The sequence below is a fragment of the Pseudomonas sp. m6p genome (genome assembly GCF_055760375.1).
On sequence record NZ_CM147084.1, the window covers coordinates 538,999 to 563,438 of the forward strand.

The 24,440-nt window shown below is 61.1% G+C and carries 24 protein-coding genes; 6 read left to right on the forward strand and 18 right to left on the reverse strand.

Annotated elements, in window-relative coordinates:
- Nucleotides 1-2: 2 nt before the first annotated feature.
- The 3 genes from ACYZUM_RS02490 to ACYZUM_RS02500 form a co-directional block, all read right to left on the reverse strand.
- Nucleotides 3-1,718 (reverse strand): proline--tRNA ligase, encoded by a 1,716-nt coding sequence (locus ACYZUM_RS02490; RefSeq protein ID WP_041070725.1) that lies wholly within the window; start codon nt 1,716-1,718, stop codon nt 3-5.
- A 129-nt stretch (nt 1,719-1,847) separates the two neighbouring features.
- Nucleotides 1,848-3,407 carry an AmpG family muropeptide MFS transporter gene (locus ACYZUM_RS02495; protein WP_108181870.1) on the reverse strand — a complete coding sequence of 520 codons (1,560 nt, stop codon included), beginning with the start codon at nt 3,405-3,407 and terminating at the stop codon, nt 1,848-1,850.
- A 43-nt stretch (nt 3,408-3,450) separates the two neighbouring features.
- Complete coding sequence (locus ACYZUM_RS02500) at nt 3,451-3,804, reverse strand: MGMT family protein (protein WP_108181871.1); 354 nt, start codon at nt 3,802-3,804, stop codon at nt 3,451-3,453.
- Nucleotides 3,805-3,970: 166 nt separating this feature from the next.
- On the opposite strand from ACYZUM_RS02500, the gene ACYZUM_RS02505 reads away from it, so the two are divergent.
- Nucleotides 3,971-4,978 carry a DUF481 domain-containing protein gene (locus tag ACYZUM_RS02505; RefSeq protein ID WP_108181872.1) on the forward strand — a complete coding sequence of 336 codons (1,008 nt, stop codon included), beginning with the start codon at nt 3,971-3,973 and terminating at the stop codon, nt 4,976-4,978.
- 163 nt (nt 4,979-5,141) lie between these two features.
- Here the strand turns inward: ACYZUM_RS02505 and ACYZUM_RS02510 are convergent, their stop codons facing one another.
- Nucleotides 5,142-5,351, reverse strand: coding sequence for a cold-shock protein (locus tag ACYZUM_RS02510; protein ID WP_002554837.1), 210 nt, complete (start codon nt 5,349-5,351; stop codon nt 5,142-5,144).
- A 353-nt stretch (nt 5,352-5,704) separates the two neighbouring features.
- Here ACYZUM_RS02510 and dcd point away from each other — a divergent pair, with 353 nt between their 5' ends.
- Together dcd and ACYZUM_RS02520 are read left to right on the forward strand one after the other, a co-directional pair.
- On the forward strand, nt 5,705-6,271 hold the full coding sequence (dcd, locus tag ACYZUM_RS02515; RefSeq protein WP_003222308.1) for a dCTP deaminase: 567 nt from the start codon (nt 5,705-5,707) through the stop codon (nt 6,269-6,271).
- A gap of 102 nt (nt 6,272-6,373) precedes the next feature.
- On the forward strand, nt 6,374-6,583 hold the full coding sequence (locus ACYZUM_RS02520; RefSeq protein ID WP_047292047.1) for a hypothetical protein: 210 nt from the start codon (nt 6,374-6,376) through the stop codon (nt 6,581-6,583).
- Nucleotides 6,584-6,628: 45 nt separating this feature from the next.
- Here ACYZUM_RS02520 and pdeM read toward each other — a convergent pair whose 3' ends face one another.
- The 10 genes from pdeM to ACYZUM_RS02570 form a co-directional block, all read right to left on the reverse strand.
- Nucleotides 6,629-7,285, reverse strand: coding sequence for a ligase-associated DNA damage response endonuclease PdeM (gene pdeM / locus ACYZUM_RS02525; protein ID WP_108181873.1), 657 nt, complete (start codon nt 7,283-7,285; stop codon nt 6,629-6,631).
- Nucleotides 7,282-9,771: a ligase-associated DNA damage response DEXH box helicase gene (locus ACYZUM_RS02530; protein WP_108181874.1), complete on the reverse strand. Its 2,490-nt coding sequence runs from the start codon at nt 9,769-9,771 to the stop codon at nt 7,282-7,284. Before ACYZUM_RS02530 ends, pdeM begins: the two co-directional genes overlap by 4 nt.
- 170 nt (nt 9,772-9,941) lie before the next feature.
- Nucleotides 9,942-10,706 carry an ABC transporter ATP-binding protein gene (locus ACYZUM_RS02535; protein WP_108181876.1) on the reverse strand — a complete coding sequence of 255 codons (765 nt, stop codon included), beginning with the start codon at nt 10,704-10,706 and terminating at the stop codon, nt 9,942-9,944.
- Between the two features lie 13 nt (nt 10,707-10,719).
- The gene (locus ACYZUM_RS02540; RefSeq protein ID WP_108181877.1) at nt 10,720-11,838 is read right to left on the reverse strand and encodes a succinylglutamate desuccinylase/aspartoacylase family protein; all 1,119 of its coding nucleotides are present in this window, start codon (nt 11,836-11,838) and stop codon (nt 10,720-10,722) included.
- An 11-nt stretch (nt 11,839-11,849) separates the two neighbouring features.
- Complete coding sequence (locus ACYZUM_RS02545) at nt 11,850-12,560, reverse strand: ABC transporter permease (protein WP_041070638.1); 711 nt, start codon at nt 12,558-12,560, stop codon at nt 11,850-11,852.
- Complete coding sequence (locus ACYZUM_RS02550; RefSeq protein ID WP_003222319.1) at nt 12,557-13,285, reverse strand: ABC transporter permease; 729 nt, start codon at nt 13,283-13,285, stop codon at nt 12,557-12,559. Before ACYZUM_RS02550 ends, ACYZUM_RS02545 begins: the two co-directional genes overlap by 4 nt.
- Before the next feature lie 57 nt (nt 13,286-13,342).
- Entirely contained in the window at nt 13,343-14,125 is a 783-nt protein-coding gene (locus ACYZUM_RS02555; protein ID WP_003222321.1) for a transporter substrate-binding domain-containing protein, read from the reverse strand.
- Between the two features lie 425 nt (nt 14,126-14,550).
- A complete protein-coding gene (locus ACYZUM_RS02560; protein WP_108181878.1) occupies nt 14,551-16,239 on the reverse strand; it encodes an ATP-dependent DNA ligase in 1,689 nt (562 codons plus the stop codon).
- A complete protein-coding gene (locus tag ACYZUM_RS02565) occupies nt 16,236-17,270 on the reverse strand; it encodes a ligase-associated DNA damage response exonuclease (protein WP_047601187.1) in 1,035 nt (344 codons plus the stop codon). Before ACYZUM_RS02565 ends, ACYZUM_RS02560 begins: the two co-directional genes overlap by 4 nt.
- A gap of 179 nt (nt 17,271-17,449) precedes the next feature.
- Complete coding sequence (locus ACYZUM_RS02570; RefSeq protein WP_108181879.1) at nt 17,450-19,900, reverse strand: penicillin acylase family protein; 2,451 nt, start codon at nt 19,898-19,900, stop codon at nt 17,450-17,452.
- Nucleotides 19,901-20,184: 284 nt separating this feature from the next.
- On the opposite strand from ACYZUM_RS02570, the gene ACYZUM_RS02575 reads away from it, so the two are divergent.
- Nucleotides 20,185-20,742, forward strand: a complete 558-nt coding sequence (locus tag ACYZUM_RS02575; protein WP_108181880.1) for a cysteine hydrolase family protein — start codon at nt 20,185-20,187, stop codon at nt 20,740-20,742.
- A 193-nt stretch (nt 20,743-20,935) separates the two neighbouring features.
- Here ACYZUM_RS02575 and ACYZUM_RS02580 read toward each other — a convergent pair whose 3' ends face one another.
- From ACYZUM_RS02580 to ACYZUM_RS02595, 4 genes are read right to left on the reverse strand one after another with little or no spacing between them, the layout of a single operon-like run.
- Nucleotides 20,936-21,139 carry an SEC-C metal-binding domain-containing protein gene (locus tag ACYZUM_RS02580; protein ID WP_003198420.1) on the reverse strand — a complete coding sequence of 68 codons (204 nt, stop codon included), beginning with the start codon at nt 21,137-21,139 and terminating at the stop codon, nt 20,936-20,938.
- Nucleotides 21,136-21,630 (reverse strand): LEA/WHy family protein, encoded by a 495-nt coding sequence (locus ACYZUM_RS02585; protein WP_108181881.1) that lies wholly within the window; start codon nt 21,628-21,630, stop codon nt 21,136-21,138. The genes ACYZUM_RS02580 and ACYZUM_RS02585 overlap by 4 nt, the downstream gene beginning before the upstream one ends.
- 43 nt (nt 21,631-21,673) lie before the next feature.
- Nucleotides 21,674-22,150 (reverse strand): YchJ family protein, encoded by a 477-nt coding sequence (locus tag ACYZUM_RS02590; protein ID WP_108181882.1) that lies wholly within the window; start codon nt 22,148-22,150, stop codon nt 21,674-21,676.
- A gap of 4 nt (nt 22,151-22,154) precedes the next feature.
- Nucleotides 22,155-22,652 carry a DUF6231 family protein gene (locus tag ACYZUM_RS02595; RefSeq protein WP_108181883.1) on the reverse strand — a complete coding sequence of 166 codons (498 nt, stop codon included), beginning with the start codon at nt 22,650-22,652 and terminating at the stop codon, nt 22,155-22,157.
- 197 nt (nt 22,653-22,849) lie between these two features.
- Here ACYZUM_RS02595 and ACYZUM_RS02600 point away from each other — a divergent pair, with 197 nt between their 5' ends.
- Together ACYZUM_RS02600 and ACYZUM_RS02605 are read left to right on the forward strand one after the other, a co-directional pair.
- Entirely contained in the window at nt 22,850-23,545 is a 696-nt protein-coding gene (locus tag ACYZUM_RS02600; RefSeq protein WP_041070618.1) for a PA1041 family peptidoglycan-binding anchor lipoprotein, read from the forward strand.
- 90 nt (nt 23,546-23,635) lie between these two features.
- Nucleotides 23,636-24,358 carry a PA1041 family peptidoglycan-binding anchor lipoprotein gene (locus ACYZUM_RS02605; RefSeq protein WP_108181884.1) on the forward strand — a complete coding sequence of 241 codons (723 nt, stop codon included), beginning with the start codon at nt 23,636-23,638 and terminating at the stop codon, nt 24,356-24,358.
- Nucleotides 24,359-24,440 lie beyond the last annotated feature (82 nt).

Here is a 24,440-nt window from a genome sequence, read left to right on the forward strand (position 1 = left end):
ATTCAGCGGCGGATACGGGCCTGAAGGAAGGACAGCACATCGGCGACCGGCAGCGCTTGCGCTTCGGCCTCGGTGCGGCTCTTGTATTCCAGGTTGCCTTCGGCGAGGCCGCGGTCACTGACCACGATCCGGTGAGGAATGCCGATCAGCTCCATGTCCGCGAACTTGATGCCCGGGCTGGTTTTCTTGTCGCGATCGTCCAGCAGCACTTCGAAACCGGCCGCCGTCAGTTCTGCGTACAGCTTGTCAGTGGCTTCGCGCACCTGCTCGGTTTCATAGCGCAGCGGTACCAGGGCGATCTGGAACGGCGCCAGGGTGTCGCTCCAGATGATGCCTTTGTCGTCGTTGTTCTGCTCGATGGCGGCAGCGACCACGCGGGATACGCCGATACCGTAGCAACCCATCTCCAGCGTGACCGGCTTGCCGTTCTCGCCCAGCACTTCGCACTTCATCGCCTTGCTGTACTTGTTGCCCAACTGGAAGATGTGCCCGACTTCGATGCCGCGCTTGATTTCCAGCGTGCCTTTGCCGTCCGGGCTTGGGTCGCCGGCCACGACGTTACGCAGGTCGGCAACGGTCGGAACCGGCAGATCACGCTCCCAGTTCACGCCGAAGTAGTGCTTGTCGTCGATGTTCGCGCCGATGCCGAAGTCGCTCATCAGTTCGACCGAGCGATCGATGATGATCGGCAGTGGCAGGTTCAGCGGGCCGAGGGAACCGGCGCCGGCGCCAATGGCGTCACGCAGTTCGGCATCGGAAGCCATGACCAGCGGGCTGGCAACGCCTGGCTGGTTGGCAGCCTTGATTTCGTTGAGCTCGTGGTCGCCACGGATGATCAGCGCAATCAGCTTGCCTGGTTCTTCGGCGTGGACGATCAGGGTCTTGATGGTCTTTTCAATCGGCAGATTGAATTTTTCCACCAGCGCGGCAATGGTCTTGGTGTCCGGGGTGTCGACCAGGCGCAGCTCTTCCGCTGGTGCCGGACGCGAGGTTTCGCGTGGCACGGCTTCGGCTTTCTCGATGTTCGCCGCGTAGTCGGAGCCGTTGCTGAAGACGATGTCGTCTTCGCCGGACTCGGCCAGTACGTGGAACTCGTGGGAGCCAGCGCCGCCGATCGAACCGTTGTCGGCCTCAACCGGACGGAATTTCAGGCCCAGGCGGGTGAACACGTTGCAATACGCCTGATGCATGCGGTCGTAGGTGACCTGCAGCGAAGCCTGATCGGCGTGGAACGAGTAGGCGTCCTTCATGATGAATTCACGGCCACGCATCAAGCCGAAGCGTGGGCGGATTTCGTCACGGAATTTGGTCTGGATCTGGTACAGGTTGATCGGCAGCTGCTTGTAGCTGCTCAACTCGTTGCGCATCAGATCGGTGATCACTTCTTCGTGGGTAGGGCCCGCGCAGAAGTCGCGACCGTGGCGGTCTTTGATGCGCAGCAGCTCAGGGCCGTATTCTTCCCAGCGCCCCGATTCCTGCCACAGCTCGGCCGGTTGGGTGCTCGGCATCAACACTTCAAGAGAACCGGCAGCGTTCATTTCTTCGCGAACGATGGCTTCAACCTTGCGCATTACCCGCAAGCCCATCGGCAGCCAGGTGTACAGGCCCGAAGCGAGTTTGCGGATCATGCCGGCGCGCAGCATCAGCTGGTGGCTGACGACGACCGCATCGGAAGGCGTTTCTTTCTGTGTGGCGAGCAAAAATTGACTGGTGCGCATGGTTGGCCGTTGTCGGTTGCTATGACTGGAAATGACGGAGCAGTGTACCGGCGAGATTTGCCGACGTACAGGATTGCGCTCGGCGGTGAGGCGCTACGGCGGGAATCCTCCCGCCGTATCTGAAATGTCCTACGACTCTTCGACGACGGAGGTTGGTGCAGGCTCGGGCGTTGGCGTCGGGCCCGCGCGGCGATTTTCCTGGAACCAGTGCAGGGCGATCAGCAGCAGTGTCGGCACGCCGAGCAGTGCGGTGATCATGAAGAAGTTGTGGTAGCCGAACTTCTCGACCATGACACCGGAGTAACCGCCCATCAGGCGCGGTAGCAACAGCATGATCGAACTGAGCAGGGCGTACTGTGTCGCCGAGAACTTGAGGTTGGTCAGGCTCGACAGGTAGGCGACGAACGCCGAGGTCGCGAGCCCGGAACTGAAATTGTCGAGGGAGATGGTGACCACCAGCATCTGCAGGTTCGGCCCCATGTCGGCCAGCATCACGAACAGCAGGTTGGTCGCCGCCGAAGCCGCGCCACCGATGAACAGGATCGGCAGGATGCCGAAACGCACGATCAGCAGGCCGCCCATGCCGGCGCCGACCAGGGTCATGATCAGGCCAAAGATCTTGCTCACGCTGGCGATCTGATCCTTGGTGAAGCCCTGGTCGATGTAGAACACGTTGGCCATCACGCCCATCACCGTGTCGGACATCCGATAGGTGGCGATCAGTCCGAGCAGCAGCAACGCCTGCCAGCGGTAACGCAGGATGAAGTCGTTGACCGGCGTCAGCACTGGCGCCAGGCCGCGACGGCCCATGGTCGACAGGCACAGGCCGGTGAGCAGGGTATAGAGGATGGCTCGCAGGAAGGCGCGGTCTTCGAGCAGCAGGTCGAGCGGACTCATCTGACCGAACAGTACGCTGGCGAAATCGGTGTTGTAGAGCTGGGTGAACATTGCCGGAACGGACACCAGCAACACGATCAGCACGAATACCGAGGCCAGCTGATGGACGAAGCTGTAGCGGCCGGCCTGCAACTGCGTGCGCAATGGCACGGGCGGTTCGCGCATCAGCAGCGAGGTCAGCAGGGCAGGGACCATCAACACCCCGAACAGGGCGTAGGTGCCGGTCCAGGCTGAATGTTGGTAGTTGAAGCCGGTGGAACCGAAGCCTTCGGCGAAGAACAGCGCGCCCGCCGTGGCCAGCAGGGCGGCGACGCGGTAGCCGGACATGTAACTGGCGGCCAGTGCGGCCTGACGGCTGTCGTCGGCGATTTCCAGGCGATAGGCGTCGACCGCGATATCCTGGGTGGCGGAGGCAAAGGCGACGATAACGGCAATGGCGATCAGCCAGGACAGGTGTTTCTGCGGATCACAGAAGCCCATGCCGATCAGGCCCAGAATCACTAACGACTGCGAGAGCACCAGCCACGAACGGCGGCGGCCGAGCTTGCCCAATAAAGGCAGGCGCCATTGGTCGAGCAGCGGTGACCAGACCCATTTGAAGGCGTAGGCCAGACCGATCAGGCTGGCGTAGCCGATGGTTTCACGGGCAACGCCGGCTTCACGCAGCCAGACGGACAGCGTCGAAAACACCAGCATGTACGGCAGGCCGGCAGCAAAACCGAGCAACAACAGCACGAGCGTCGAAGGACTGGCATAGGCGGCTAGCGCGGCGCGCCAGGTTTTACGGGGCATGGGCTGAAGTCTGCCTCAAGATTGCGAAAACAAAGCGCGCACTCTAACCGCTGTGCTCTATCGGACGCCAGCCATGGCGCTGAATATCCACACGATTGTTCAGGATGGTGACGCCTTCAGAACGTAATCGTGCCCGTTGTTCGTCTCCCGAGGGGCTGCCCAGCGGCAGGCTGATCCGACCGCCGGCACCCAATACCCGGTGCCACGGCAGTTTGGTATCGCCGGGTAGTTGGCTGAGGGTCCGGCCGACCCAGCGGGCGGCGCGCCCCAGACCCGCGAGTTCGGCCAGCTGACCATAGCTGACCACTTTGCCTTCAGGTACTTGGGCAAGGGTGGAATAAAGCGCCGTGCGTCGGATTTGCGCTTCGCTTTCATCGGGAGGGTTCGGCTCTTTCACCGGTGCGGTTCCTGAACATCGGTCGTGTGGATGGGCTTAAGCGTAATCGCTCGTCGGCCAGATGAGAAATGAACTCAATGGAAATCGTCCGGTCAGTCCTTGTCAGGGTCTTATTCCTACGGATAATGCCGACCTTTTTTCGCAAACTTGAGCCCTTGAACTGCTTATGCTGTCCAGAACCCTGCTGTGCCTTGCTATTTTCAGTGCATCCACGCCCCTGCTTGCCGACACCGTCTGGTTGAAGAACGGTGACAAATTGAGCGGCAAGATTTCCGTTTTCGATGGCGGCAAATTGCTGATTCAGACCCAGTACGCGGGTGCGGTCACCATTGACTGGAAAGAGGTCAAGACCCTGCAGAGCGATCAGGAACTGCTGGTGAAACAGGACGCCTACAACGGTGAAAAGGCCAAGTCGCTGACCGCCGCCGATGACGGCAAGGTCACTCTGGCCAACGGCGAGGCGCCGAAAACCGTCGAGCTGGCGAGTATCCAGCAGATTCTCAAACCAAAACCGGTGGTCGAGGATCTGGTGTGGAAAGGCAATATCGGCCTGGCGATGGACTATCAGCGGGCGGAAAAGGACACCGACGATTACGACATCGACTTCAAGACCACCGCACGTCATGGTCGCTGGCGGCACACTGCCGAGGGCGAATACAACCGCGAAGTGCAGGACGACGCAGTCACCACCAATAACTGGCGCGCTGAATACGCGCTCGACCGTTTCCTCACCGACAAGTGGTTCTGGCAGGGGCGCCTGAACTACAAGCGTGATTACGTTGAAGAGCTGTCACGTCAGCGCGTGGTCGGTACCGGTCCGGGTTACCAGTTCTGGGACGACGAGCTGGGGGCGTTCTCGCTCGGCTCGCTGCTCAACCGCACCGATTACGAGTACAGCGATGGCGGCAAGGACAATTTCTATTCGGTCGCGATGAAGTGGGATTACAACCGCTACCTGATCGGCAAGAAGGTCGAGTTCTTCACCAACGGCGAACTGGGCAAGCCGCTGTCGGACGTGGCCAACTACGCGCTGGATGCCGAGATGGGCCTGCGTTACAAGGTCACCGACTGGGCGTCGCTCAATCTCAAGGCCGAGCGCGACATCATCAGTGGCACGAAAGACGCAGATTTGAACAAGACCCGCTATACCGCAGGGTTCGGCGTGGCCTGGTAAGGCACCAGCAAAAGATCGCAGCCTGCGGCAGCGCCTACAGGGGAATGGTATTTATCCTGTAGGCGCTGCCGCAGGCTGCGATCTTTTTTTGCGTCTGGAAAACAGACACCCACAAAAAAGCCCCGCTTTTGAGGGCGGGGCTCTTTTCTAAAGAAGCTACAAGTTAGATAACTTGTACTTCTTCAGCTTGCATGCCTTTCTGACCGCGGGTAGCGATGAAAGAAACCTGTTGGCCTTCTTTCAGGCTTTTGAAGCCGTCGGATTGGATAGCTTTGAAGTGAACGAACAGGTCGTCACCGGATTGTGGAGTGATGAAGCCGAAGCCTTTTTCATCGTTGAACCACTTAACGGTACCGGTTTGGCGATTAGACATGGTGTAACTCCTTGAACAAAGATAACTGCGACTCAGGAAGAACCCTGGCCGAGACTGAGTGCAAAGAGCAGGAAAAATTCTTGTAGATGGTTGGATCGAAATTCAACATATCGTGTAGAGATTCTCAGTGACACAAGCAGCACAGTGGCGCCACCTTAACCCTTTTTCCGGAACGTGCCAATGCTTCTTGCGAAGGTTTCTCTGTTTTAAGGATCGGCGGTGTGACGCTTCGTCGCCAGGGCGCGTATTTCCAGCGTGTTCGCCGAGAATTGCAGCGCACACTTTGAACCCGGCGGCGCGCCCGGTAAGATGCCGGACAGATTTTTTCCACCTCGCTATTCAGGACACCCGCCATGAGCATCAAATCGGACAAGTGGATTCGCCGCATGGCGCAGGAACACGGCATGATCGAGCCTTTCGTCGAGCGCCAGGTGCGCGGCAGCGACGACAGCCGTGTGATCTCCTACGGTGTGTCGAGCTACGGCTACGATGTGCGCTGCACCAACCATTTCAAGGTGTTCACCAACATCAACTCGGCGATCGTCGACCCGAAAAACTTCGACGCCGGCAGCTTTGTCGACATTCACAGCGATGTCTGCATCATCCCGCCGAACTCCTTCGCTTTGGCCAGCACCGTCGAATACTTCCGCATTCCGCGCAACGTATTGACCATCTGCCTGGGTAAAAGCACCTATGCGCGTTGCGGCATCATCGTCAACGTCACCCCGCTCGAGCCTGAGTGGGAAGGTCATGTGACCCTGGAGTTTTCCAACACCACCAACCTGCCGGCGAAGATTTACGCCAACGAAGGTGTGGCGCAAATGCTGTTCCTCGAATCCGACGAACAATGCGAAGTTTCCTACAAGGATCGCGGCGGCAAGTATCAAGGCCAGCGTGGCGTGACCCTGCCGCGTACCTGATCCGTCCGGCAGTTCGCGGGAATTCTTTGGCGGGCAGACACTCTATGGGGTGTACTGCCCGTTTTTGCTTCTGGCAAAACGGGCCTTCGCCGAGGAGGTTGCATGAAGATCGATCCGCATATCACCGCCGAACTGGCAAGGCTTGAGCCCAATCAGGTTGGCGTTTTGGCCTGGTCATTGTTGGCACACCCGGCTTTCCATATGGCTGGCGGCATTCCCGGTCAGCCTGATCCCGATACTCCCAACGAACAACCGACCGAACCGGGCGAGCCGACGCTGCCGGACGAGCCGCCACCCGCTCCAGTGGCTTGAGCCGCTGCCCGATAATGGCCAGTTGGCCGAGGTGTGCCCTATACCTCAGCTGACTGGCCATATTTCGTTGTCGCCGACGACGAAAATCCTGCAGGTGTCATCCTTCTCCACCGCAAAGCCGCCGGTAAACGCGCCAAACGCTGGCAACAGGCTCAAACCCTCGCCCAGCCGGAAACACGCCAGACGCAAACGCTGCCGCCCTTTGCCGTTAAGCCGATAGACGGGATGCACGTGCCCGGCCAGCACATGCCGTTCCGGGTGCGGGTCGGGTTCGTGTTGCAAGGCGAACGGCCCGAGCAGCATCGGTTCCGGAACCACGCGAATATTCAGTGCCGCCGGCGGGTCCCCGGCGCGCTTGTCGTGGTTGCCGCGAATCAGTGTCATCGGCAGATCCGCGTGACGTGCGCGCCATTCGGCCAAGGCATTCAGCGTACCCGCCGCATGCGAACCGGGACCGTGCAGAAAGTCACCGAGGAAAATCAGCTGCCGGCAGGGCAGCCTCGCCAGCAAGCGGTCGAGCACTTCGATGTTCGCCGTCGTGGTGCCTTGTGGCACTGGCTGGCCGAGGCTGCGGTATGCCGCAGCCTTGCCGAAATGCACGTCGGCGATCAGCAGCGCTTGCTGCGCCGGCCAGTACAGAGCCTTTTCCGGCAGCAGCCAGAGTTCCTCGCCGGCCAGGCGCACGGGATACGCTGCACTCATGAGGCTTGACCCTTGTCGGCGGATTGCTCCAGATCACCGACCATGCGCCGGATGCGGTCGGCGAGTTTTTCCGAGCTCATGCTTTCACGCATGCGCTCCACCAGCAATGGAAAGCCCAGCGGTGTAGGCCGTTTGATCAGGTGCATGTCCAGTTTCATCCGGTTGATTCGCGCCAATGTCTGTTCCAGACGACGAATATCCAGCTCTTCGCGCAGGACTTCTTCTCCGGCCTGGGCCAGCAGCAGGTTGTCGGCGTCGTATTGCTTGAACACCTCGAAGAACAATCCGCTGGAGGCCTGTACCTGGCGGGTACTTTTCGGTGCGCCGGGATAGCCGGCGAACACCAGCCCGGCGATTCGCGCAATTTCGCGAAAGCGCCGCAGCGCCAGCTCCCCGGCATTCAGGCTGGCGAGCACGTCGCGCAGCAGATGCTCGGGGCTGAGCAGCGCTGCATCGAATTGCCCGGACCAATCGACCGGTGTGGCGCTGAGCAACTCCAGCCCGTAATCATTGACCGCAATCGAGAACGTCAGCGGCTGACGCTGGCTCATGCGCCACGCCAGCAGGCTGGCGAGCCCCAGATGCACCTGGCGCCCGGCAAACGGGTAGAGGAAAAGGTGCCAGCCTTCGCGGGATTTCAGCACCTCTGCCAACAGACTGTCGGAAGTGGGCAGACCCGACCAGCGCGCCTGGGTTTGCAGCAACGGTTGCAGCGCGTGCATTTCCGGGCTGGCGAACTCACCGCGCGCGGCCGCTGTGAAGCGACTGACCACGGCAGCGGCCAATTCGTTGGAAAGCGGCATCCGCCCGCCATTCCAGCGCGGCACGGCGGCTTTCTTTGCGGTGCTGCGTTTGACATACGCGGTCATGTTTTCCACCCGCACCAATTCCAGCAAACGCCCGGCGAACAGAAAGCCGTCACCCGGTTTCAGCCGCGCGATGAAACCTTCCTCGACGCTGCCCAATTGCTTGCCGCCGCCACCCTTGCTCCAGAATTTCAGATGGATGCTCGCATCGCTGACGATGGTGCCGATGCTCATGCGATGGCGGCGGGCGAGCCGTGCATCGGAGACGCGCCAGACGCCGTTTTCGTCCGGTTCGACCCGGCGGTAATCCGGATAGGCCGTCAGAGACAGCCCGCCGTGACGTACGAACTCCAGCGCCCAGGCCCAATCTGCCAGTGTCAGATCACGATAAGCCCAGGCTCCACGGACTTCTTCGTACAGTTCTTCGGGAGTAAAGCCACCACCCAGCGCCATGCTGACCAGATGCTGCACCAGCACATCCAGCGGTTGGTGCGGCGACAGGCGCGGTTCAATGTGGCGTTGCGCCACGGCATCGCGTGCGGCGACGGCTTCGATCAGCTCCAGGCTGTGGGTCGGCACCAGCGTCACTCGCGAGGTGCGCCCCGGCGCGTGACCGGAGCGCCCGGCCCGTTGCATCAGTCGCGCCACACCCTTGGCCGAGCCAATTTGCAGCACCCGCTCGACGGGCAGAAAGTCCACGCCCAGATCCAGGCTCGAGGTGCAGACTACGGCTTTCAACTGCCCGTCCTTCAACGCTTGCTCGACCCAGTCGCGGGTCTCGCGAGACAGTGAACTGTGGTGCAGCGCGATCAGTCCGGCCCAGTCCGGCCGCGCTTCGAGCAACGCCTGATACCAGATTTCCGACTGCGCGCGGGTGTTGGTGAAGACCAGGCTGCTGGCGCAGGCGTCGAGTTCGGCGACAACCTGCGGCAGCATCTTCAGACCGATGTGCCCGGCCCACGGAAAACGCTCGATGGCGGGTGGGATCAAGGTGTCGATCTTGAGTGATTTTTCGCTGTGGCCCTGCACGCTGATCCCGCCGCCCTGTGGGATCAGCACCTGTTCGGCGTGGGCTTGATTGCCGAGGGTGGCGGACACGCCCCAGACGATCAGCTCGGGTTGCCAATGGCGCAGGCGGGCGAGGGCCAGTTGCAGCTGTACGCCGCGTTTGTTGCCGAGCAGTTCGTGCCATTCATCGACAACGATCATCCGCAGGCTCGACAACGCAGTCCTGGCGTCGGCTCGGGCAAGCAGCAGGGTCAGGCTTTCCGGGGTGGTGATCAGCGTAGTCGGCAGGCGCCGGCCCTGACGCGCACGTTCGGCGCTGCTGGTGTCGCCGGTGCGCAGACCGATGCTCCACGGAATCTGCAAATCGCTGACCGGCGCTTGCAAGGCGCGCGCGGTGTCGGCGGCGAGGGCGCGCATCGGCGTGATCCACAGCACGGTCAGCGGTTCGCTCTGGGGTTTGCGTTTGCTGGTCGTGGCTGCGGGGGCGGCTGAACGGGCGAAGCGGTTGAGCGCGGCGAACCACACCGCATAGGTTTTACCGGCGCCGGTGCTGGCATGGAGCAACCCCGACTGACCTTGTTTGACGGCGGCCCACACCTGCTTTTGAAAGGCGAACGGCTTCCAGTTGCGTGCGCTGAACCAGAGTTTTGCGAAGTCGGTGGAGGTCGGCATACCGGCGGCGTGCGCTCTGAACGTGTTCCTTCAGTGACCGCGCCGACTGGCGAAAGGTTTAATCACGCCGCAATCCCCTGTAGGAGCTGCCGCAGGCTGCGATCTTTTGATCTTGAAAAGCAAAATCAAAAGATCGCAGCCTGCGGCAGCTCCTACATTGGAGATCCGGGTTACTTGAGGTTACCGCTGAGGAACTGTTTCAGCCGTTCGCTTCGCGGATTGCCCAGCACGTCTTCCGGCGCGCCTTCTTCTTCCACCAGCCCTTGATGCAGGAACAACACCTGGCTGGAGACTTTGCGGGCGAAGCTCATTTCATGGGTCACCATGATCATCGTCCGGCCTTCCTCGGCCAGCCCCTGAATCACCCGCAGCACTTCGCCCACCAGCTCCGGGTCGAGTGCCGAGGTCGGTTCGTCGAACAGCATCACTTCCGGCTCCATCGCCAGCGCCCGGGCAATCGCCACCCGCTGTTGCTGGCCGCCGGAGAGAAACGCCGGGTACTGATCGGCGACGCGCGCCGGCAGGCCAACCTTGTCCAGGTAACGGCGGGCGCGGTCTTCCGCTTCCTGTTTGCTGCAACCCAGTACCCGGCGCGGGGCCATGGTGATGTTTTCCAGCACGGTCATGTGGCTCCACAGGTTGAAGTGCTGGAACACCATGGCCAGTCGCGTGCGCAGGCGTTGCAGTTCATTCGGGTCGGCGACATGCATGCCGTGGCGGTCGGTGACCATGCGGATCGCCTGGCCGTCGAGGCTCATGGCGCCATCGTTGGGTTGTTCGAGGAAGTTGATGCAGCGCAAAAAGGTGCTTTTGCCCGAGCCACTGGCGCCGATCAGGCTGATCACGTCGCCGGTTTTGGCATTGAGCGAAACGCCTTTGAGTACCTGATGGTCGCCATAGCTTTTGTGCAGACCTTCAACCGTCAATTTGTACATGGGACAGACATCCTCAAGGCGAAAGTAGATAGCCGCTGCGATAGGCTTCGGCACCCGCCACGTGGGCGATCACCATGCCGGCAGTGGCCATGCGCCGCAGCGAGCGGGCGTACATCACGCCGGCAGCGGTGCAATGAATGGGGGTGACCCGGTCGTGGATCGGGTCGATGATTTCGGCAATCTGTTGCCCGGCTTGCAGGTATTGCCCGGCCGTGGCGGTGTACACCAGCAAGCCACCGACCGGCGTGGTCACCGGTTCGACACCGGCCAGCGGTGTTGCGGGGAAGGGCAAGGGCGGTTGCGGCCGGGTCTCGCCGACGATCGCATCGAACTGGATCAGGTAATCGATCAAGGCCTGGCAGTCACGGCTGGCCATCGGGTGATTGACGTCACCCTGGCCGCGCAACTCCACGGTCACCGAAAAACTGCCCAGCGGAATCTCGAAGTGCTCGCCAAAGCGTTCCTGCAGTTGCCACCACAGCAGGGTGAAGCATTCGTCGAACGACTGGCCGCCGGAATCGGTGGCCAGCAAGCTCGCCTGGGCTTCGATGTAACGCGCCAGCGGCTCGACCTGTGGCCACGCCTCGGGCGTGGTGTAGAGGTGAACCACCGATTCGAAATCGCAATGCAGGTCCAGCACCATGTCGGCATCACACGCCAGCCGTTGCAGGGTCAGGCGCTGGGATTGCAGTTGTGTGGCGGGCGTCTGGCGGGCGAGGGCGTTGCGCAGGCTGGCGCGGATCAGCTCAAGGTTGCGTTGCGGGTCGTCGCCCAGTTGGCCCTCGATGTCGTTGCCGATTTCTTCGCTGAGGTCGACGAACCAGCGATTGAAGTTCTGCCCGCTCTCCAGCTCGTAACGGCCCAGCGGCACGTCCATCAGCACTTGTTCAAGGCCGACCGGATTGGCCACCGGCACCAGCACGATCTGACTGCGCAGGCGCCCGGCGGCTTCCAGCTCCGCCAGGCGCTGCTTGAGGTGCCAGGCCACGAGCATGCCGGGCATTTCGTCGGCATGCAGCGAGGACTGGATGTAGATCTTGCCTTGGGCCTGCTCCGGGCCGAAGTGGAAGCTGTGGATCTGGCGTGCGGTCCCCGGCACCGGGGCCAACAGGTCATGGATCTGGTGTCGCATTACAGGGTTTCCTAGTGGGTCGGCCCGAGGAAGGCCAGCCATCGGCGTTCGGCGAGGCGGAACAGGCCGACCAGCGCAAAGGTAATGGTCAGGTAGATCAGCGCGGCGATGCCGAACGACTGGAAGGTCAGGTAGGTCGCCGAGTTGGCGTCCCGTGCCACTTTCAGGATGTCGGGGATGGTCGCGGTGAAGGCCACGGTGGTCGAGTGCAGCATCAGGATCACTTCGTTGCTGTAATACGGCAACGAACGGCGCAGCGCCGAGGGCATGATCACGTAGGCATACAGCTTCCAGCCGGTCAGACCGTAGGCCTTGGCCGCTTCGACTTCACCGTGGTTCATGCTGCGGATCGCCCCGGCGAAAATCTCCGTGGTGTAGGCGCAGGTGTTCAAGGCAAACGCGAGGATTGTGCAGTTCATCGCATCGCGAAAGAAACTGTCGAGCAACGGCTGCGCGCGCACGGCGGCCAGGCTGTAGATCCCGGTGTAGCAGATCAGCAACTGGATGTAGAGCGGCGTGCCACGGAACAGGTAGGTGTAGAACTGCACCGGCCAGCGCACATAGAAGTGCGAGGACACCCGGGCAATCGACAGCGGGATCGACACCAGGAACCCGATGAAGATCGAGGCGCTGAGCAACCACATCGTCATCGCCAGCCCGGTGATGTTGGTGCCGTCGGTATAAAGGAAGGGTTTCCAGTATTCCTGCAGGAGTTCGATCATCGTACGGCCTCCCGGGCACCGGCGGCGTAACGACGCTCGAGCCAGCGCAGGATGACGTTGGATGCACTGGTGATCAGCAGATAGATCAAGGCGGCGAGTACCAGGAAGTAGAACAGTTGATAGGTGCTTTTACCGGCGTCCTGCGCGGCTTTGACCAGATCCGCCAGACCGATGATCGACACCAGCGCGGTGGCCTTGAGCATTACCATCCAGTTGTTGCCGATGCCTGGCAGGGCGAAGCGCATCATTTGCGGGAACACCACGAAGCGAAAGCGCTGGCCGCGTTTGAGGCCGTAGGCGGTGGCCGCTTCGACCTGACCGCGCGGTACGGCGAGAATCGCGCCACGGAAGGTTTCGGTGAAATACGCACCATAGATGAAGCCCAGGGTGATCACCCCGGCGGTGAAGGAGTCGATTTCGATGTAGTCCCACTCCATGACGTCGGTCAGGGCGGTCAGCCAGGTTTGCAGGCTGTAGAAAATCAGCAGCATCAGCACCAGATCCGGTACGCCGCGAATCAGCGTGGTGTAGAGCTGGGCAGGCAGGCGCAGCAGTTTGGATTTCGACAGTTTGGCACTGGCGCCCAAGAGACCGAGCAACACGGCCACCAGCAGCGACAACGCCGACAATTTGATGGTCATCCAGGTGCCTTCCAACAGCAACGGACCGAAGCCCTTGAGGCTGAAGGCGGAGAGCCCCAGATTTTGTAAGAGGTTTTCGAACATAAATCAGCAACCTGAGCGGATGGAAAAGGCGCCCATCGAGTGATGGGCGCCAGGGCATTATTTACCGCTGTACAGATTCAGATCGCCAAAGTGTTTCTTTTGAATCTCGGCGTATTTGCCGTCATCGTGTAACGCTTTGATACCTTTATCTAAAAGTGCCTTCAGCTCTTTGTTACCTTTCTTAATACCGACAGCGGTTTTGGCTGGCAGCAATTCGCTGTCGACCGGCTTGCTGACTTCGTAGTTGGCGCCATCCGGCGACTTCAAAAAGCCCAGTTCGGCTTGCAGCATGTCCTGGATCGAGGCGTCGAGACGGCCGTTTTTCAGGTCGGCGTAGACCTGGTCCTGGTTGGCGTAAGCCTGGATTTTCACCCCGGCCTTCTCCAGTACGGCCTTGGCGTAGGCTTCCTGGATGGTGCCTTGCTCGTAACCGACGGATTTGCCCTTGAGAGAGGCGACGTCATCGCTCAGGCCGGAACCCTTCTTGAACACGTAGGAAGTCGGGCCGGAGAACAGCTCGCTGGAGAAATCGATCGCCTTTTCACGGGCCGGGGTCACGGTCATCGACGAAATCACACCGTCGAATTTGTTGGCGTTGAGGCCCGGAATCATGCCGTCGAAGTCGCTTTCAACCCATTTGCACTTGACCTTCAGCTCGGCGCAGATCGCGTTGCCCAGGTCGATGTCGAAGCCCACCAGGCTGCCGTCGGCCGCTTTCGACTCGAACGGTGCGTAGGAAGGATCAACGCCAAAACGCAGCTCTTTGTATTCCTTGGCCAGCGCGGAGCCGGCAGCCATGCACAACGCCAGTGCAGAAAGGGTCAGCAATGCTTTTTTCATTATTCAATCCCTAAGAACCAATATGAGCGCTTGTGGCGCAGAATTATTGTTACTGGAACGCGTACGACCTATAGAAAGTAGCAATTTCCGAACCAGAGTCCCGAACAAGTGTTTTAAAAGGTTGGGGGAGGGGAGAGAGAAAGGGATTGGTGCACGGAACCGGGCGGCTGTTGAAGGCTGCACCAAGTTGGGTCGAGGCACGCATTTTTTAGTGATTCAGAATACTTGTAGCGAGGGGATTTATCCCCGATCGGCTGCGCAGCAGTCGCAAATCCGGTACACGCGGTTTACTGAAAGTAATGATGGGGAGCCGCTTCGCGCCCATCGGGGATAAATCCCCTCACCACAAGATCTCCTCACCAGAAAATCCACTCACTACAGGATGTTCATTCAGCACGATTGGAGGTATGTCCCGGAAAACCGGGTCAGGCCAACAAATCCTGCAACGTTGCCAGGCTATCTGCCTCATCCACCGTCTTGTCCTGCCGCCAGCGCAGCATGCGCGGAAAACGCACGGCAATGCCGCTCTTGTGCCGTCGCGACAGGGCGATCCCTTCGAAACCCAGTTCGAACACCAGACTCGGTTTGACGCTGCTCACCGGGCCGAATTTTTCCACGGTGGTCTTGCGTACGATGCTGTCGACCTGACGCATCTCCTCGTCGGTCAGCCCCGAATAGGCCTTGGCAAACGGCACCAGCGCTCGTTGGCTGGATTCGGGCGGGCCATCCCACACGGCGAAGGTGTAATCGCTGTACAAACTGGCGCGCCGGCCATGGCCGCGTTGGGCGTAGATCAATACCGCATCGACGCTGAACGGATCGACCTTCCACTTCCACCACACGCCCATGTCCTTGGTCCGGCCCACGCCATACAGGGCGTCGCGGGCCTTGAGCATCATGCCCTCGACCCCCAGTCGCCGTGAGGCTTCACGCTGCCGGGCGAGATCCAACCAGTCACTCCCGGTGAGAATCGGCGAGGCCAGTAACACCGGGTTGTTACCGTGGGCGATGACCTGCTCCAGTTGCGCACGCCGTTCGGCCTGCGGACGGTTGCGCCAGTCTTCGCCCTGCCACTCCAGCAAGTCGTAGGCGAGCACCACCACCGGCACTTCTTCGAGGATTTTCTTGTCGAGGGTTTTGCGCCCGATGCGTTGCTGCAGCAGGGCGAAAGGTTGCACCGCTGGTGGCGCGCTCGATTGCGGATCGAAGGCGTCTTCGGTGCTCGGATGGGTACTTTTCCAGACCACGATTTCGCCGTCGATCACCGTGCCGTCGGGTAACGCGTGGATCAACGTATCGAATTCGGGAAAGCGTTCGGTCACCAGTTCTTCACCGCGCGACCAGACCCACAACCGCCCCTCACGTTTGACCACCTGCGCGCGGATGCCATCCCACTTCCATTCCACCTGCCAGTCGCTCGCCGGGCCCAGCAATGTTTCGAACTCCTCCACCGATTGCGACAAGGCATGGGCGAGGAAAAACGGGTAGGGCTGACCGCCACGCTGAGCGTGTTCGTCGGCGGATTCCGGAGCGATCAGTTTCAGGTAGCTGGCCGCGTTCGGCCGGTTCGACAGGTCGGTGTAACCCACCAGTCGCTGCGCCACACGTTTGCTGTCGAGGCCGGCCATCGATGCCAATGCGCGAGTGACCAACAGTTTCGACACGCCGACGCGAAAGCTGCCGGTGATCAATTTGATGCACAGCATCAGGCTCGGCCGGTCCAGCTGCGACCACAGTGCGGGCAGTTGGCGGGCGAGATACTCCGGGGTTTCACCGCGCAGCGGCAGCAGCTTGTCTTCGATCCATTCGGCCAGGCCGGCCTCGGAGCTGTGCAGGTTTTCTGGCAGCACCAGCGAAATGGTTTCCGCCAGATCGCCGACGGATTGATAGCTTTCCTCGAACAGCCACGGCTGCAACCCCGAGACCTCCACCGCCAGTTCGCGCAGGATGCGCACCGGCACCAGTTGTCGCGGGCGCCCGCCCGACAGAAAGTACACCGCCCATGCCGCGTCTTGCGGTGCAGCCTGGGCGAAGTAGGCTTGCATGGCGGCCAGTTTGGCGTTGCTGGACGTGGTGGCGTCGAGTTCGGCATACAACTCGGCGAAGGCTTTCATGCTTGCACCTCGGCGATGGCAGGTTCGGCGTCAATGTTTTCCTCTTCATCGTCGCCGTATTCGGTGTTGAAGCCTTGCGCATCCAGGCCTTGTTCACGCAGATGGCGCACCAGCACGCCGATCGAGCCGTGGGTGACCATCACCCGTTCGGCGCCGGTCTGTTCGATGGCCCAGAGCAGGCCCGGCCAGTCGGCGTGATCCGACAGCACAAAACCACGATCCACGCCGCGCCGCCGGCGGGTGCCGCGCAGGCGCATCCAGCCGCTGGCGAAGGCGTCGCTGAAATCACCGAACCGGCGCATCCAGGTGCTGCCACCGGCCGAGGGCGGGGCGATGACCAGCGCCTGACGCATGATCGGGTCGGATTTTTTGATGTCGCCGGCGTAGATCGTCGGCGGCAGGTACACGCCGGCCTCGCGGTAGACCCGGTTCAACGGCTCGACGGCGCCGTGGCTGAGGATCGGGCCGAGGCTGGCGTCGATACCGTGCAGGATCCGCTGAGCCTTGCCGAATGAATAACAGAACAGCACGCTGGCCTTGCCCGCCGCGATGTTTGCCTGCCACCACTGGTTGATCTCGCTGAACACCTGCGCCTGTGGCTGCCAGCGGTAGATCGGCAGGCCGAAGGTCGATTCGGTGATAAAGGTGTGGCAGCGCACCGGTTCGAACGGCGCGCAGGTGCCGTCGGGTTCGATCTTGTAGTCGCCGGACGCGACCCAGACTTCACCGCCGTATTCCAGACGCACCTGGGCCGAACCGAGCACATGCCCGGCCGGATGGAAACTCAAGGTCACGCCGTGGTGGGTCAGCCGCTGGCCGTAGGCGAGGGTTTGCAGGTTGATGTCCTGACCCAGACGCGCGCGCAAAATCCCTTCGCTGGCGCTGCTGGCAAGGTAGTGCTGATTGCCGTTACGGGCGTGATCGCCGTGGGCATGGGTGATCACCGAGCGCTCGACCGGGCGCCACGGATCAATATAGAAATCCCCGGCAGGGCAGTACAAGCCTTCGGGGCGGGCGATAACAAGGTCCATGTCGTTACCAGAATGGAGGGCTTGTTAGCTATGAGGTTGGCGCGAGTCCGGAAGTTCTATCGGGTTTTTATGTGGGGCGAAAAGCAAAAGATCGCAGCCTTCGGCAGCTCCTACAGGATGTTCACCATTCCCATGTAGGAGCTGCCGAAGGCTGCGATCTTTTGATCTTGCTCTAGCGTTTATTTGCCCGGGGTGAGGGTCAAACGCGTCTTGCCATACACCCGGTCAAAGTTCTGCGGCTGCATCGGCAGACCGATGTACTGACCCTTGAGCCACGCATCAACGCCATTGAGGTAATTCGGGCTGGCCGGGTTGCCGGACTGGCCGGTACCGTTCTGCCCCATCAAGGGTTCGGTCTGGCTGAAGTCGACAATGAAACGCATCGACGGCGCCCGCGTGGTGTTGAAGTCCTGACCCCAGGCAAATGCCGAGGTATTGAGCGTGGTGTGATCGCCGCCGGCTGCCAGTGGGCCGCGAACGGTCTGGCCGTTGGCGTTTTTCCATGTGTAGCTGTGCAGTTTGCCCCACTGCCAGGCCTTGTGATCGCCACCCAACTGACTGTCGCCAGCGTTGATCGCGGCGGCCAGACTGCGCGCCAGAATCACGGCTTTGTCTTCTTTCTGCGGGGTACGCAAGTCATCCCAGAACGGGCTGTCCTCGCGCCCGAGCAGGTGATCGGCCTGCGCCGCGTAGGACAAGTCGCCATTGGCAACAAAGGCTTTCCACGCCGGGCTCGACTCGGGGCCGAGCTCATCGAGGAAGATCTGCTTCATGCTTGCTTGCAGGAACAGCTCATAAATCGCCGCATCCGCCGAGGTCGAGCTGAGTTTGCCGTCGAACGCCATCAAGCGGCTGAAGGCCTCGCGCGCCTTGCTGCGATCGGCTTCCGGCAGAGCGTCGATCGCCTGCTTCAGCGGCTGCTTCATGCCCGGCGCTTCGAACATTTTCTTCAGCTTGGCGGCGAAGGTGGTGGTCTGGTCGTACTGCATGGCGATCACGCTGCGACCGTCCTGTTTGCCGCTGCCGGCCAGTTCCGCCAGACGTTCACCGCGCTCCGGCGCCGCCCACGAGTTGGACAGCTGCATGCCGTAGCCGTGAGGAATCACCCGCTGGTTGGCCGTGCCGAGCCAGCCCTGGGGCGGGTCCTGATCGTAGGGGTGGAGCATCGGGTCGGCGTAACCGTCCCAGTCGTAGCGACCTTCCCAGCCCGGCGATGGCAGCAGGCCTTCGCCTTCGCGACGGTTGGGGAAACGCCCGGTGACTTGCCAGCCAATATTGCTGGCGTCGGCGAACACCATGTTCAGGGCGATGGCGCGGATTTCGCGACTGGCGTCCGAAGCGCGTTCAACGTTTTGCGCGCGGGTCAGGTCGAAAAAAGCGTCCAGCGATTTGTCGTCGGTGAAGTTCGGGGTTTGCAGGGCCAGGCCGAAACCGTTGCCCTGTGCCGCAGCCTGGGCACTGTTGAGCAATGCACCGTGACGGGTTTCGTATACCACTTCGCGAATCGGCCGCTGGCCTTTGACGAAATAGGTTTCGTTGCGCACGCCCAGCGGCTGCCATTTGCCGTTGACCTCGTAGGTCAGGCTGCTGCCCTGACGGCGGATTTTTTCCAGGAACAGGTCCTGGTTGTCGCCGAGCACGCTGGTGACGCTCCACGCCACTTTGCCATTGAAACCGCCGAGGACCATCGGCAAACCGGCAACCGTGACACCGGCGGCCTGGTATTTCGGTGCGCGGATCTGCACGAAGGTCCACAGCGACGGCGCGGCCAAGGGCCCATGACTGTCGCTGGCAAGAATGCTCTTGCCGCTGCGGCTGCGTTGCGGGGCGATCGCCCAGTTGTTCGAGGTGCTGGCGCCCAGCAGATTCACCGCCGCCAGTTGTTGGCTGGCGTTGCTCAGTTCGGTGAGGCCAGGAATCTGTCCGTTGAGCTTGAGGCCTTGCAGCTTGTCAGCCTCGTCCAGCGGCAGGTTTTCGTCCGGAGCGGACGGGGTCAGCCAGGCGAGTTTGTCGCTGGTCACGGTCTGCGCCAGCACCAGCGAGGAAATTTCCTCCGGCAGGTTGGCTGACTGGCTGAAGTTCAGCAGCGCGAACAGCAGCGCCGAGTCTTCCGGTTTCCAGTATTCCGGCTTGTAGCCGCTGGACGCGAGGTCGCCCGGCAGTTTGTCGGCGTAGCGGAACAGGTAGGCGTTGACGCCTCGCGCATAGACTTCAAAGAAACGCTTGAGGCGTGGCGACGAGGCCTTGTACAGCTCGTCGGCGCTTTTCTTCAGGTTGACCGCGCGCATGTAGCGGTCAGCGTCGAGCATTGAGGCGCCGGACATTTCCGCCAGACGGCCCTGGGCCAGCAGGCGCAGGGTCACCATCTGGTTGATGCGGTCGCTGGCATGCACGTACCCGAGGGTGAACAGTGCGTCGTGGAAGCTGTTGCTTTCGATCAACGGCATGCCCATCGCATTGCGACGCACCGAAACGTTCTGCGCCAGCCCCTTGAGCGCTTGCACGCCGGAGGTGGGCGGGAGGGTGTCCTGAGCGTTCCAGGTCTGGCAACCGGACAGGCTCAAGACACCGGTCACTGCTGCGGCAACGCCGAACCGGGGAAGAAAATGTGTAAGGGCTGGCGAGGCCATGGCAAAGCTCCTGCGGGGGTAGAGGCTGGGGGCGCAATAAAGCCGCTACGTTAGTGAGCAGGCGGTGGCCGCGCAAGCGGGCGCGGGGGTTATTTGTGTAATTCTGTCGAATGGAGAAGATCGCAGCCTTCGGCAGCTCCTGCATTGGATTGAGTACCCCCTGTAGGAGCTGCCGCAGGCTGCGATCTTTTGATCTTGGAGGGTTGGTCTTATGCACTTGCCTGATACCTGGAGGTGATGCTGAAGTGCGGGAAATTCACTGACCCGCATGAGAAAAAAACGCCATGGAGCTCAAGGCCAACGCTGCACTGATCATCATCGACCAGCAACAAGGCATTCTGCAGCCGCGCCTGGGCCGACGGAATAATCCACAGGCCGAAGAACGCATGCTTGATTTGCTGAGGGCGTGGCGCAGCAGCGGGCGGCCGGTGATTCATGTGCAGCATCTGTCGCGTGAAGCGGATTCGGTGTTCTGGCCCGGGCAGTCAGGGGTGGAGATTCAGCAGCGATTCATGCCGCAGGACGGCGAATGGCTGATCCAGAAACAGGTGCCGGACGCGTTTTGCGCCATGGGGCTGGAGGCACGGTTGCGTGAGGCGGGGATCGGGCAATTGATCATTGTCGGTGTGGCGACCCACAACTCGGTGGAATCCACAGCGCGAACGGCGGGCAATCTGGGATTTGACGCCTGGGTGGCGGAGGACGCGTGTTTTACCTTCGACAAGGCCGATTATTTCGGCACACCGCGTTCAGCCGAAGAGGTGCACGGGATGTCGCTGGGGAATTTGCACGGGGAGTATGCGACGGTGGTCAGTGCTGCGCAGGTTCTGGCAGTTGCCTGAGAAACCTGTGGGAGCTGGCTTGCCAGCGATAGCGGAGCGTCAGGCTACATCGATGCTGGATGCGCCGGCCTCATCGCTGGCAAGCCAGCTCCCACAGTCGACTGCGTTCAGCCAGCGGGAACGCGGTCAACTGTGGGAGCGAGCTTGCTCGCGAAGGCAATGTGTCAGGCGAAGAGTATCTTCACCCGAAACATCAAGCGCCGTGGCACTTCTTGAATTTCTTGCCGTTGCCGCAAGGGCAAGGGTCGTTGCGACCGACGTCTTTCAGGGCGTTGCGCACCGGTTCCTGGTGAGCGTGGCCGCAGTTCGGGCCGTGGACATGGCCATGGTCGTGATCGTGATGATGGTCATGATCGTGGTTGCAGTCAGGGCCATGGACATGAGGTTGCTGAGTCATCGGTTGTGCTCCGGAATTAAATCGGCGGGGATTATCACGCCATTGCGCTCCAGGTGCACGTAGTGGGCGATGAATAAACCGGTTTCCATCTCGCCTTGCAATCGATAGGGCACCTGCTGGTGCGGACTTTTCAGCATTTTCACCACGTCCTTGACCCGCGGCCACAGGTTGGTGCGGATCGGTATCCGATAGAACGCGCTGCTTTTCGGTCCCACGGTGATCCAGTGTTCATGCTCGCCTTCGGCCAACAACAGGTCTGCCAGATGAATGCGATATTCCATGCCGCGCACGGTCAGGTCGCTGTCGTTGGGGTTGTCGATGCGAAAATGCAGGATGAATTTCTGTTCGAGCAATTTGGCCCGCACCACCTCGACTTTTACCAGGTGCACGGCGGGGTCGACGCTGTCGTCGCTGAACCATGAGGCGCAACCGCCGAGGTTCAGGATCAGCATCAATAACAAGCCATGCAGTGTGCGACAGTGACCGAGCATCGAAAAAACTCCCTTTGTGCCCCAGTCTAGTCGGCACTTCCCTTTATGCGCCGAAATACCCCGCACAGCACTTCTTGAACTTCTGCCCGCTGGCACATGGACACGCGTCATTGCGCCCCAGCTTCAACTGCACGGTCGGGTCGATGAAGTACCAGCGCCCGGCGTTCTGCACGAATGAAGAGCGCTCGCGGTGGCTGTGTTCGCCCTGGCTGTCGTGCCAGCGCGCGGTGAAGGTGACGAAGGCGTGCTCGGGCTGGCCGCCGAACACTTCCGAGCTTTCGACCTCAAGGCCGAGCCAGGTGCTTTGCGCGCTCCAGGCACTGATCGACTGGCGATCCAGACCGGCCTGTTGGGCGGGCAGGGTAGTGGCCACCAGATAATCGATCAGCCCCAAAACGTAGGCGCTGTAGCGCGACCGCATCAACGCTTCGGCGCACGGCGCCGGGTGGCCTTCGTGGTAGGGACCGCAGCAGGCCTGCAGCAGGTTGCCGCTGCCGCATGGGCAAATGGCTGTACTCATTGCATTACCACCAGTATTTGCCGAAGTTTTCCGGATTGGCCCAGAACCGCGAGTTGAGCCAGTCGGGGACTTGCTTGTAGTCAAGCAGATCGTAAGTGAACAGGGTCAGTACCTGCTCGTCACGCTGGAAGCGCTCACTGGCTTGCAGTGCCAGCGAGTAGAAATCGGTTTCCTGCCAGCCGCTGGCCAGCAGATCCGCCAGCACGGCGATGCGACTGGCGTTGAGGTTGCGAATCCCGCCCAGCAGGTTCAGGCCGTCACGCTTGGGCAAGTGCTCCAGGCAATCGACCACCAGCGCCAGGTCGAAGCGCCGCGCCGCGAGTTCGGCGGGCAACGCACCGGGTTCGGCGTGGGCCACGCAGCAATCCGGGTGCGCCTGTTTAAAAGCGGCGAGCGCCGGAAATTCGCTGGCGCCGATCAGCAGCAAACGCGCCGGGGCATAGCGATCCAGTAAAGCAGCCAGCGCCTGTTGCGGCGTGCGCGAAGAAATGGCGACGTTCATCGAAGCTCCTCAATCAGATCGCCAAGACTAGCGCGCCAGACGGATCCGGCCTAGACCCCGATTTGTCGCGCGTGGCAAAAGTGCCGAATCCCTGTGAACGCGGTCCCAAATGCCAGTGGCCTATTGCTGGCGGAGATTAAAACTCCGGTCTTTACTCCGTGAATCGGTTCTAAGCCGATCCCTCAGGAGAAAACCAGATGAGCATAGTTCGGACAGCATTACCTTTGATTCTGCTAACCAGTGTGTTGACTGGTTGCGCAGGTTTGCAGAAAACCGATTGGCCGACCTGTGCGGCGGTCGGCGGTGTGGTCGGGGCCGGTCTCGGTGCGACGGAAAGTTCGGCGTGGGCCGGCTACGGCGCACTGTTGGTCGGCGGTACGGCAGCGGCCTATTGCTGGGTGCACGGTGATGGCGACGAAGACGGCGACGGTGTGCCTGACAGCCGCGACAAGTGCCCGCACACGCCTAAAGGCGTGCAGGTCGATGCTGACGGCTGCCCTCCACCAGCCCCGGCGCCTGTGGTAGAAGAGGCGGTTGTGGTCAAGGAAGAAACCATCGTCATCCGCGATGTGCACTTCCAGTTCGACAAAGCCACCCTGACCGGCTCTGATAAACAGGTGCTGGACAAAGTTGCCACGCGCCTGAAACAAGAGTCGTCCACGGCGCAACTGACCGTGACCGGTCACACCGACAGCGTGGGCAGCGATGCCTACAACAAGAAACTGTCGGATCGTCGTGCGCACTCGGTGGTGGAATACCTGATCCAGCAAGGTGTGCCGCGTGCCAGCTTCGTTTCGGTGTCGGGCATGGGTGAAAGCCAGCCAGTGGCGGATAACAAAACCGCTGACGGTCGCGCACAGAACCGTCGTACCGAAATCAAAATCGTCCGCTAGCCCCTCACGCATCCGCGGCTTGTGCAGTCGCGGATGCGCGTCTTTACTCCTGTGTAACCGGTATGGGCCGGTGACACAGGAGCTTTCACAATGACTGTTTTCTCAAGGTCCGTCTTGCCGGTGCTGCTGCTGGGCAGCTTGCTCACCGGTTGCGCCACTCACAGCGACGGCGACGCCCCCCTCAATCAACGTACGTGGCCGATTTGCAGCCTGATCGGCGGGCTGGTCGGTGGCGGCCTTGGCGCCATTGAAAGTGGCGGCTGGGCCGGTGGCGGTGCCGCGCTGGGGATCCTTACCGGCGGGCTGATCTGTTATGCCCAGGATGGCGATGAAGATGGCGATGGCGTGTTCGATCGCCGCGACCGTTGTCCGGACACTCCGGCCAATACCCCGGTCGATCATCGTGGTTGTCCGCTGCCGCAATACCCGGTCACGGAAAAAGCGCCAGAGCCTGCACCGCAATCGGAAGTCATCACCCTCAGCGATGCCGGCAATGTGTTGTTCGATTTCGACAAGTCGGACCTGACCCCGGCCGCGAAAGCCCAGCTCGATACGCTGATGGACAAGTTGCGCAATGCTGACGTGGTCAGCATCAAAGTCATCGGCCATACCGACAGCAAGGGTTCGGAGGCCTATAACCAGGCGTTGTCGGAGCGGCGTGCCAGCAGTGTGGCGGCGTATCTGCTGAGCCAGGGCCTGGAACCGGCCAAACTGACCAGTGAAGGGCGCGGCGAGAGCGAGCCGGTGGCCGATAACGCGACGGACGAAGGGCGGGCGAAAAACCGTCGGGTAGAGTTGCATATCAATCGCTAGGACTTGTCTGTAGTCCGCAGGCTAGAGCTGCCGGGCGACGATCATCGTCGAACCGGCAGCGATCCGACGACTGACAAAAGTT